We start from the raw sequence: 10,133 nt of genomic DNA, 5'->3' as shown, positions 1-10,133 counted from the left end.
ACGATCCAGCGTCAGGTCATCGGCGAAACGCCGGTCACCGGTCGCGTCGGGCACGTACTTCACACAGACAACGATCCTCAAGCTCACGCCGGCTCTCCTGCCTACCTGGGTGTGGTCCCACCTGGGTGTCATTCGTACTGATGGAGAGACTATGGCACTCAGTACCCTCTGTAAAGGTACGCAGTGCCAAATTGCTCCTTCCGGTGCTACGTTTCGCCGCATGAGCGAGGCACGAGGACCCGAGAAGAAGGCACCCATGCGGGAGGTGCTCGCACAGGCGGCCTTCCAGCTCTTCCTGGAGCGGGGCTTCGAGCGGACGACCGTGGACGACATCGTGGCGCGGGCCGGAGTGGGCCGGCGTTCGTTCTTCCGCTACTTCCCGTCCAAGGAGGACGCGGTCTTCCCGGACCACGAACGATGCCTCGCCGAGACGACCGGGTTCCTGGCCACCGTCGACGACAGCGACCCGGTCGGCGCGGTGTGCGACGCCGCGCGCATCGTGCTGCGGATGTACGCGGCCAACCCCGAGTTCTCCGTGCAGCGCTACCGCCTCACCCGGGAGGTGCCGGGGCTGAGGACGTATGAACTGTCAGTGGTGCGCCGCTACGAACAGATTCTCGCCGGGCATCTGCGGGGCAGGTTCGGTCCGGGCGGCGACGGGGAGCTGCGGGCCGAGGTGATCGCCGCCTCGGTGGTCGCCGCGCACAACAACGGGCTGCGGCTGTGGCTGCGTTCGGGCGGAGCGGGCGACCCCGAGGTGGCCGTCGATCATGCGCTCGCCCTGGTGCGCGAGGTGTGGGGACGGCCCGCGGGGAAGGCGGGCGCCCCGTCCCCGGCGCCGCTGCCGTCGTCGGAGGGGCGGAGGGAGGGTGGGCTCCCGGGCGGTTCCGCGTCCGGCTCCGCCGCGGCCCTTCCCGCGACCGGCCTTCCCGCCGCCCCCTTCCCCGTCTCCGGCGACGGTGAGGTGATCGTGATGGTCGCGCGGAAGGGCACCCCGATGTGGCGTGTCGTGCAGCAGATCGAGGCAGCCGTCGGAGAGAACTGAGTACCAATGGGCACTCAGTGCCTTTACGGTCCGGCACTGAGTGCCATATGGTGCGGACGCGCCCGCAGTGCAGGTGCGAGCGCGTCCGAGTCGAGCGCAGGGGGTCGAGTCGTGTCCCAGACAGCCGTGGGCACCGTCCAGAAGGCGCACGAGGAGTGCGGCCTCTCCTACAATCGCTGCCGCTGGTGCGGCACCGCCTCGTTCCGGCGGCTGCTGTGCCCGGTGTGCGCGTCGAGCGAACTGGAATCCGAACGCACCACCGGCCACGGCGTGGTCGTCCGGACCGCCGTGGTCCACCGCTACACCGAGGCGGCGCGCAACGAGTCCCTGGTGCGGTTCTCCGAAGGGTTCGTCTTCCGCTGCCAGATCGTGGGGGCGGCTCCGCACCTGGTGACGGTCGGCGCGCGCGTCCGGCCGGTCTCCGGGGGCGAGCCGGAGACCGGCGCGGTGGTGCTGGAACTCTGCGAGCCGCCCGCACGGCGGGACTGGGTCTGAACGGTCCGGCCGGCCGGGGGTGAACCGCCGATCGGCGGGTCAGCCGAGCCGGTTGAGCAGTTCGGTCGCCAACGGGGCGGAGGAAGCCGGGTTCTGACCGGTGATCAGGTTCCGGTCGGTGATGATGAACGGCGCCCAGGGCTCGCCCTCCTGGAAGTCGGCGCCGAGCGCCACCAGTCGGTCCTGGAGCAGCCACTTCGCCTTGTCCGCGAAGCCCGCCTGGGTCTCCTCGGCGTTGGTGAAACCGGTCAGCCGGTACCCGGCGAACGCGTTCCCGCCGTCGGGTCCGGTCACGGCCAGCAGCGCCGCCGGACCGTGGCAGACCACGCCGAGCGGCTTGCCCGAAGCCAGCACCCGGGCGAGCAGCCGCCCGGAGACGGGATCCACCGCGAGGTCCTCCATCGGGCCGTGGCCGCCGGGGTAGAAGACGGCGTCGTACGCGTCCGGGTCCACGTCCTCCAGCGCGACCGGCCGCCGCAGCTCCTCGAACGCCTCAAGACCGGCCGCCACCGCGTCGGCGCCCTCCTGGCCGCCGTTGACGTCGGGCGTCAGGCTGCCGCGGTCCACGGTCGGGACGACGCCGCCCGGGGTGGCGACGACCACCTCGTGCCCGGCGTCGGTGAACGCCCGGTACGGAGCCACGGCCTCCTCGGCCCAGAAGCCCGTGGGGTGGGCCGTGCCGTCCGCGAGGGTCCAGTGGTCCGCGCCGGACACCACGAAAAGGATCTTTGCCATGTCGTACATCTCCGTTGGTCGGGGTGGCTGACCAGGCCGACGGTAGGCCCGGTCGGGCCAGGATCCGTCTCCCGCCCCCGTGTGCCGTGAAGAGGCTTCCGACGGGGCGGCGGCGATCGGCCGTCCGGCGGATCGTCTGCCCCCTCCGGACGCTCCGAATCATCCGGAGGGCTCCCGGCGTGCTCAGTCCCGGTGCGTCCCGGCCGCTCGGGCGACCAGCGCCTCCGCGTTGCCCGAGAGCCAGGCGGTGACCACGTCGGCGCGGAGCGGGAGTGCGGCCAGCTCATCGGCCAGCGGTCCCGTCGGGCCCGGATTGACCCAGGTCGAGGTGCCGAACATGACCCGGTCGCGGGCCATCCCCCGGGCGTGGTGGAGCAGCGGCTCCCAGCCCGAGCCGGGCTTGGACATGTGGCGGGGCCGGTGCGAGGAGAACTCCAGGAAGACCCCCGGGTGCCGGGCGGCGGTGAGCAGCATCTCCTGCACATCGGGCCAGCCCGCGTGCCCGGCGACGAGCAGCAGCTCGCGGTGGCGGCCCGCCAGCGCCTCGACCGTACGCCAGCTGCCCAGGCCGCTGGGATGGCTGCGGGCGAAGTGGTGGCCGGTGTGCAGCCAGACCGGCAGCCGGGCCGCGGCCGCGGCGTCCCAGACCGGGGCGAACCGCGGATCGGCCGGGTCGGTGCCGTCCAGGAAGGGGATGACGCACAGCCCGGCCGCCCCGGCCGCCAGCGATCGTTCCAGCTCCCGCAGCGCGGCGGCGGGGTCGCGCAGGGAGATCCCGGCCCAGACGTGGATCCGGTCGCGTACATCCCGCACGGTCTCCAGCAGCCACTCGTTGACCGTACGGCCGTCGGGAAGCCGTTCCGCCGAGCCCATGGCGAACTCGCCCGTCACGCCCTGCCGCTCCCGGTCCGCGAGATGCCCGGCCAGGTCGAAGGGCGGCCGGTCCGGCGGCAGCAGCACGTCGATCGCGTCCTGCCGGCGGACGGCGAGCGCGTCGCGGTACGCGGTGTGCGAGGCGCCGAAGTACCGGCAGAACGAGGCGGAGAAGACGTCCAGGTATTCAGGTGCGTTATCGCCCAGACGGTTCAGGTACGCCCGCCAGCCCGCGTCGTCGTACACCAGCGAGCAGGCGTCCACGACCGGCGGGCGGATCCGGACTCCGGGGTCCGCCACGGCGGTGGCCACCGCTGTTCCGTTGTTCGGTGCGGGGACGGACGACACGTTCACGGTCACTCCATCGGAAGGAGGAGGGAGGAGGGAGAGGAGAGCGAGGAGAAGGGAAGAGGGAAGAGGAACGGGGAGGACCAAGGAGGAAGGGAACGGCTGTGCCGCGGGTGCGTCCGCCGAGACGTCCGGGCACGCGCCGCGCTCAGGAGGCGGCGCGCCGGGCCTCCCAGGCGGCCACCAGCGCCTCCGTCTGCTCCACGTACCCGCTGAACAGGCCGGCGAGCGAGGCCAGCCGGTCCCGGGCCTCGCCGCGCGCCACCGGGATTCCCGAGCTCAGCGTCTCGGTGAACTTGCGCATATGGGCGTTGTTCACCAGCAACAGGTGCTGGAGGTCGCCCACCGCCTCGTAGTCGATCCGCCTGCTGCCGGCCCTGGTGGAGCGCCGCACCAGGGACCAGGCCTCCAGCTGGCGGGCGGCCACGCTGAGCCCGCTCTTGGCCTGGCCGAGTTCGCGGGTCATGGTGTCGAGGTCCACCGGCTTGTTGCGCAGCAGGAGGTAGCCGAAGAGGCGGCCGGTGGCCTGGGGGAGGCCCCAGCGCTCCATCAGCGAACCCATCTCGCTGATGAAGGCGGCTTCGGCGTCGCTGAACCCGTCGGATCCGGGCACCGGGAGGGATCCCGCGTCGGGCGTGATGTCGTGGTCAGTCATGGTCTCGCTGGGGTCTCAGGCCTTCAGGAAGGCGACGGTCAGCCGGTTGACCTCGTCGGGACGGTCCAGATTGGCGACATGCCCGGCACCGGGGATCACATGGAACTCGCTGTGAGGATCGCGTTCGCTCCACCGTTCCATCGCCGAGCGGATGTTACCCGTGCTGTCGTGTTCACCGCAGATGAGAAGTTCGGGCTTCTCGACCCGATAGTCGGGAGAGGGGTCGATCGCGCGGGTCATGCCGTCCCAGGTGGTGAGGAAGGAGCGCCTCCCGTGGGCCAGGAAGGTCTCGCGCAGATACGTCCGGGCCCCGGGGTCCTCGGCCGACGCCCTGGCCATCGACCGGGCCAGCCGACGGTAGGGCATCAGCCGCATGAAGGCGCGGGAGAACGCCAGGCCGCGCCGTTCGGCCCGGGTGATGGGCAGGGTGTTGGACGTGGAGCCGATCACCACGAGCGCGGCGACCTCATCGGGCCGTCGGCGCAGATACTCCTGCGCGATGTTGCCGCCCATCGACTGGCCCAGCAGCACCACGGGCCTGGACATCCCCGCCGCGTCCAGCAGCGCCGCCAGGTCCCGCGCCGCGTAGACCGTACGGAATCTGCCCGTGCCCGAGGCGGACGCCCCGTGGTAGCGCACGTCCCAGCGCAGGGTGCGATAGCCCGCGCCGACCAGTGCCGGGATCTGCGGATCGAACATGCGGTGATCGGCCCCGGCGCCGTGGGTCAGCGCGATCCCCGGGCGGTCCGCCGCTCCGGCGGTCCAGTAGTGCAGCCGGGCGCCGGAGACGTCGATGCTGTGCGCCGTCTCCCCGACGCGGGCCCCGGTGGCGGTCCGGCTGTCGGGGCCGGTCATCGGGGGGCCTTCACGCCGTGGCCGGCGGCGAGCGCGGACGGGGGCGGTGTCGGAGGCGGCGAGGCCGCCGGGCGGCGGTGTCGGAGTGCTTCGTTCATCAGAATCAGAATACTCTCTCCGTCGCAGCCGCAGAGGGAAGCGGCCCCCACGGGGTCGCGGCAGCGGTGGCCGGGCCCCCGCCCGGTCCGCGGCGGTGCCGGGCGGGGCTCCCGGGGCCGGTCAGGCGCCGGTGAAGCGGGGCGGCCGCTTCTCCGCGAACGCGGCCATCCCCTCCCGGGCGTCGGCCACCGCTGCGTGCGTCTTCAGGTGGTACGCGTCCTGGAGCCGCAGCCCGTACTCGGCCGGCTGTCCCCAGCTCCGCTCCCGCAACTCCTTGAACAGCCCCACCGAGGCGGTCGGCAGCGCCGCGAACCGGCCCGCCAGTGCGGCCAGTTCGCGGTCGAAATCCTCCGGTTCGCAGAGCCGGTCGAACAGTCCCAGGTGCACCGCCTCGGCCCCGGAGACCATCCGCCCGGTGAGATAGATCTCCGTCGCCCGCGCCGGTCCGGTCAGCCGGGACATCAGGACCACGTTCCCCACATGCCCGACCCCGGCCAGACAACTGCCGATCGAGGCACGGGTGTCCGCCACCCGGAAGTCGGCGGCGCAGGCGATCTCCGCCCCGGCGCCCGCCGCCGCCCCGGTCAGCCCCACGACCACCGGCTTCGGCAGATGCAGGATCGCCTCGCAGACCCGCAGATAGTGGGCGTCCGAGGTGATCGGGTCGAAGGGGGTGTCCGCCCGGTCACCCAGCCGCCACCGCCGCACGCTCTCGACGTCGTCGCCCGCGCAGAACGCCCCACCGCTCCCGGTGATCACGACCGTACGCACCCGGGGGTCGTCGCCCGCGCACATCAGGCCGAGCAGCAGATGGCGGGAGAGCGTCAGGTCGAGGCTGTTGCGGCGGTGCGGCCGGTCCAGCGTCAGGGTGGCGACCCCGCCCTCCAGCGAGGCCCGCAGCGGTACGTCCCCCTTGGTGTCCACCCGGTCGGCGAAGTCCGCGAACGACTCGGTCGCCGCCCCCGCCCACTCGGCCGGGGGCTCCTGGCCCGCCCGCGAAGCTTCCTGGCTCATACGATCTTCTCCCTGCGTATCCGGATGCCCGCGGCCTCGCGGTCCCACGTCCCCGCCACCACGCCCTCGGCGCGCAGCGTGTGCTTGGTCGGCTTGCCGGTGGCGGTCTTCGGGAGCTCGGGCAGCGCCCGGATGTAGCGCGGCAGCATGAAGTGGGCCAGCCGCTCCCGCAGGAACTCCAGGAGCGCCGCCGGGTCGACCGGGGCCGCGGGGTCGCGGTCCGCCACCACCAGCAGCACCTCGTCCTCGCCCTCGTCGCCGGGCACCGCCACCGCCGCCGCCTCCAGCACCCCCGGATGGGCCACGGCCTGCGCCTCCACCTCGAAGGAGGAGATGTTCTCGCCGCGCCTGCGGATCGCGTCCTTCTTGCGGTCCACGAAGACCAGCCCGCCGTCCGGGGCGCGGCGGAAGGTGTCCCCGGTGTGGAACCAGCCGTTGCGCCAGACGGCGGCCGTCTCCGCGGGCCGGCCGAGGTAGCCGCTGAGGAACGACCACGGACGGTCCGCGCGCAGTACCAGCTCGCCCGCCTCGCCGGCCGCCACCTCACGGTCGTGGTCGTCGACGACCCGCGCGGCGATGCCCGGCCGGGGCTTCCCGCAGTGCATCGGTACGCCCGGGTGCCGGTCCGGCGCGGAGAGCACCGGACACGACACCTCGGTCATGTTGAACAGTGCGCGGACCGGGACCCCGAACCGCTGGGAGAACTCCGTCGCCCCCTCGGTGAACGGGATGACGTAGGCCGCCCGCAGCGGGTGCTCGGTGTCCTGCGGCAGCGGCGGCCGCTTGAGCAGATAGGTCGCCATCACGCCGAGCAGCGTGCACAGCGTCGTCCCCGTACGCCGGATCAGCGGCCAGAACTCAGCCGTGGTGAACGCGGGCACGACCGTCACCGAACCACCGTGCACCAGCATCCCGTACGCGCCGATCGTGCCGCCCGCGTGGAACAGCGGCAGTTGCAGCAGATAGCGGTCCTCCGGTCCGGCCATGCCGTGGAAGGCGGCGGTACAACTGCTGTACAGGTGCGCGTAGGAGGAGACGACGCCCTTGGACGGGCCGGTCGTCCCGGAGGTGTAGATGACGGTCTGCGGGTCCCACGGCCGCGGCGCGGGCACCGGCTCCGCGAACTCCGCCCGGTCCGCGCGCAGTTCGGTCTCCACCCGGAAGCGCGTGGCCAGCCGCCCCGCGAGCGCCTCCACGTCCTGGGTCGCGTCGTCGGGCCCCGGCAGCAGGACCACCGTGCGCACCGCCCCCACCGCGTCGTCCGACTCCTCCAGCCGGGCCGCCAGCGACGGCCGGCAGATCAGCACCTCGGCCCCGCTGTCGGCGATCACCTGACGCAGGATCGCGCCCCGGTAGGCGATGTTGAGCGGGACCAGGACCGCGCCCGCCAGGTTGACCCCGTACCAGGCGCGCAGCGCGTCCGGCCCGTTGGGCAGCCAGCTCAGCACCAGTTCGCCCGGGGCGACGCCCAGCGCCTGGAGCGCGGCGGCCGTCTCCTCGGTCTCCCGGAGGGTCCGTGCGTACGTCCAGGTGCCACCGTCCGGCATCAGCGCGTACGGCGCCGCCGGCGTGGCCGCTGCCCGGCGCCTGAGCAGGGGGCCCAGCACGCACTGCTCCGCCGTCGGCACGTCGGCGGACGCCGGATCGAGCACATCGTCGATCACGCGGACTCCCCGGCGCTCGTCGTGGGCAGGATCCGCAGCCGCAGCACGCTCTCGTACGGGCCTCCGTACCAGACCGACTGGCGGGCGGTGCGGCAGTGCTCCGCCTCGCCGACCGGGCCCGGGATGTTGGGGTGCCGGTCCAGATGGGGGAAGTTGCTGCTGGTGACATGGACCCGCAGCCGATGCCCGGCGGCGAAGCGCCACGCGATGTCCCCGAGCAGCAGATCGGCGTCGTACGGCTCGTCCCGGGGGCCCTCCCCCTCGGCCTCCAGCCGGAGGCTGGCCTCGGCCACGAGCAGTGAACGCCCGTCCGGGTGTACGTCGGTGAGCTTGGCGACCACGGCGGTGGCGGAGGCGTCCGAGCCGAAGCGGAGCCGCAGCCGCTGCCGGCCGACGACGTCCAGCGCCTCCGTGAGCGGTTCGGAGGTGTAGCAGAGCACGTCCGGCCTGCCCTCCAGGTGCGCCTGGTTGAGCGGGCCCGCCGCCAGCCTGCCGAGCTGGAGCACCCGCCCGCCGTGCGAGGGCACCGGGTCCTCCGGGTCGTAGGTGAACGCGTCGTGTCCCGGGGTCTCCTGGGGCGGCGCGGGCAGCAGCCTGCCGCGCTCCGCGCCGTCGACCGGACCCGCCAGGTACCAGGGGGCGTCGACGGCCTCGGGCGGCGGCCAGCTCGCGGCCCGGTGCCAGGCGTCGTCACCGAAGAGGAAATACCGTACGTCCCCGCCGGATTCCCCGCCGGAGTCCCGGCCGGTCGTCTCCCCGGCCGGCCGCAGATGGCGGTCGAAGAAGTCCAGGTGCAGATCGGCCAGTCGCGCACCCTGTGCCGAACCGTACGGCCCCGTGTTCACCTCGCCCTGCACCTGCGGCAGTTGACCGGAGTGCACCCAGGGTCCGACGACCAGCTCGTGCCGTCCGGCCACCGGGTCCTGGGCGCGCATGGCGCGGTGCAGCTCGATCGTGCCGTAGGAGAACACGTCGTACCAGCCGCCGACCGAGAGGGTGGGCACGCCTACCTTCCCCAGGTCGTAGTCGGCCACCGTCGCCACGCGCCCCGCGAAAATGTCCCGCAGCCGGCCGGGGAACCCCTCGAAGTCGAGGATGGCCGACAACGGCCAGCGGCGCAGCGGCACTTCGGGTGTGGTGAGCAACTGCACGACCTCGGCGACGACCGCCCCGTCCACCGGATCGCCCGCCGCCGCCCGGCGCTGCACCCACTCCAGCGCGGTCAGGCCGAGCCAGCTCGTGAGGTGGTCCAGCCGCAGGAAGCCGCCGAGCTGCTCGGCGTCGAAGGGGGCCGAGGTGGACATCGTGGGCGCGATGGCCCGCAGATGCGGCGGCTTCTCCATGGCGGCCAGCCACTGGACGATCGCCTGGTACGAGGTGCCCGCCATGGCCACGTTCCCGTCGCACCACGGCTGCCCGGCGGTCCACTCGACGGTGTCGTACCCGTCGGGCCCCTCCCGGGACCAGTCCAGCGGCGCCCACTCGCCCTCCGAGCCGAACCGGCCCCGGGTGTCCTGCACGACCGCCGCGTACCCCCGGTCCACGCACTGGGCCGGGGTGAGTGTGGCAAGACCCAGCGGGGACTTGCCGTACGGGGTGCGGAAGAGCACGGCGGGCGAGGCCGGTCCTTCGGCGGGGCGCCACACATCGGCCCGCAGCACCGTCCCGTCGCGCATCTCCACCGGCACGTCGTGCTCGATCAGGGTGGTCCTGCCCATCAGGGGGCCTCCTTGGCGTCCGGTCCGGCGCCCTCGGCGCGGGACCGGGTCAGATGGCGGGTCATGGCGTCACCGGCGGCGGCCCGGCTCGCCGAGGGCTCGACGCGGACCAGCGGGCCGACGCTCATCCGGGCCGGACGGTCCAGCAGCCACGCGACGGTGTCCGCGATGTCCTCCGCGTCCAGCACCTCCTCCTCGGGCACCCCGAGGTCGGCGGGCCGGGCCGCGAGCCGGGTGGAGACCCAGCCCGGGGCGACGGTGACCGCGCGGATCCCGTGGTCGCGGTTCTCCTCGTGGATCAGTTCGGTGAGCCGGTGCACGGCGTGCTTGCTGACGCCGTAGCCGCCGCTGCCCGGCACCACCTCCGAGCCGACACCGGAGCCGATGTTCACGACCCAGCCGAAGCCGCGCTCCCGCATGCCGGGCAGCACCTCACGGGCCAGCAGGAACGGCACCGTGAGGTTCACCCGCAACTGCCGCTCCCAGTGCCGCTCCTCGGTCTCGTGGACGGCGGCCAGCCGGATGGCGCCCGCGCTGCACACCAGCAGCCCGACCGGCCCCAGCCCGGCGGCGGTGGCGGCGACCGCCTCGGCGGGGGCGCCCGGCTCGGCCAGGTCCAGGGCTGTCTCTTA

10 protein-coding genes and 1 pseudogene are annotated in these 10,133 nt (G+C 73.2%); 2 read left to right on the top strand and 9 right to left on the bottom strand.

The genetic code is table 11. The features are described 5' to 3' along the window. Positions 1-87: pseudogene (locus CR470_RS38890) on the bottom strand (electron transfer flavoprotein subunit beta); the annotation flags it as partial. A gap of 169 nt (positions 88-256) precedes the next feature. On the opposite strand from CR470_RS38890, the gene CR470_RS31510 reads away from it, so the two are divergent. Both CR470_RS31510 and CR470_RS31505 read left to right on the top strand, forming a co-directional pair. Further along, positions 257-1,045 (top strand): TetR family transcriptional regulator, encoded by a 789-nt coding sequence (locus CR470_RS31510; RefSeq protein ID WP_097870885.1) that lies wholly within the window; start codon positions 257-259, stop codon positions 1,043-1,045. A 126-nt stretch (positions 1,046-1,171) separates the two neighbouring features. Next, the gene (locus CR470_RS31505) at positions 1,172-1,540 is read left to right on the top strand and encodes a Zn-ribbon domain-containing OB-fold protein (RefSeq protein ID WP_097870884.1); all 369 of its coding nucleotides are present in this window, start codon (positions 1,172-1,174) and stop codon (positions 1,538-1,540) included. A 39-nt stretch (positions 1,541-1,579) separates the two neighbouring features. Here the strand turns inward: CR470_RS31505 and CR470_RS31500 are convergent, their stop codons facing one another. The 8 genes from CR470_RS31500 to CR470_RS31465 form a co-directional block, all read right to left on the bottom strand. Beyond that, positions 1,580-2,275 carry a type 1 glutamine amidotransferase domain-containing protein gene (locus CR470_RS31500; RefSeq protein WP_097870886.1) on the bottom strand — a complete coding sequence of 232 codons (696 nt, stop codon included), beginning with the start codon at positions 2,273-2,275 and terminating at the stop codon, positions 1,580-1,582. A 183-nt stretch (positions 2,276-2,458) separates the two neighbouring features. Further along, the gene (locus CR470_RS31495; protein WP_257138979.1) at positions 2,459-3,502 is read right to left on the bottom strand and encodes an amidohydrolase family protein; all 1,044 of its coding nucleotides are present in this window, start codon (positions 3,500-3,502) and stop codon (positions 2,459-2,461) included. A 142-nt stretch (positions 3,503-3,644) separates the two neighbouring features. Next, a complete protein-coding gene (locus CR470_RS31490) occupies positions 3,645-4,151 on the bottom strand; it encodes a GbsR/MarR family transcriptional regulator (RefSeq protein WP_032793646.1) in 507 nt (168 codons plus the stop codon). A gap of 15 nt (positions 4,152-4,166) precedes the next feature. Then, positions 4,167-5,006 (bottom strand): alpha/beta fold hydrolase, encoded by an 840-nt coding sequence (locus CR470_RS31485; protein ID WP_097870882.1) that lies wholly within the window; start codon positions 5,004-5,006, stop codon positions 4,167-4,169. 219 nt (positions 5,007-5,225) lie between these two features. Then, positions 5,226-6,119: an enoyl-CoA hydratase/isomerase family protein gene (locus tag CR470_RS31480; protein ID WP_097870881.1), complete on the bottom strand. Its 894-nt coding sequence runs from the start codon at positions 6,117-6,119 to the stop codon at positions 5,226-5,228. Next, positions 6,116-7,783 carry an ATP-dependent acyl-CoA ligase gene (locus CR470_RS31475; RefSeq protein ID WP_097870880.1) on the bottom strand — a complete coding sequence of 556 codons (1,668 nt, stop codon included), beginning with the start codon at positions 7,781-7,783 and terminating at the stop codon, positions 6,116-6,118. Before CR470_RS31475 ends, CR470_RS31480 begins: the two co-directional genes overlap by 4 nt. Then, positions 7,780-9,501: a CocE/NonD family hydrolase gene (locus CR470_RS31470; protein WP_097870879.1), complete on the bottom strand. Its 1,722-nt coding sequence runs from the start codon at positions 9,499-9,501 to the stop codon at positions 7,780-7,782. The genes CR470_RS31475 and CR470_RS31470 overlap by 4 nt, the downstream gene beginning before the upstream one ends. After that, the gene (locus CR470_RS31465) at positions 9,501-10,115 is read right to left on the bottom strand and encodes an SDR family oxidoreductase (protein ID WP_306667825.1); all 615 of its coding nucleotides are present in this window, start codon (positions 10,113-10,115) and stop codon (positions 9,501-9,503) included. The genes CR470_RS31470 and CR470_RS31465 overlap by 1 nt, the downstream gene beginning before the upstream one ends. Positions 10,116-10,133: the final 18 nt, after the last annotated feature.

This window comes from Streptomyces sp. rh34 (genome assembly GCF_002551245.1).
Classification (GTDB): Bacteria; Actinomycetota; Actinomycetes; order Streptomycetales; family Streptomycetaceae; genus Streptomyces.
The sequence above is the reverse complement of the archived record's forward strand: the minus strand, read 5'-3'. Positions and strand labels throughout refer to the sequence as shown.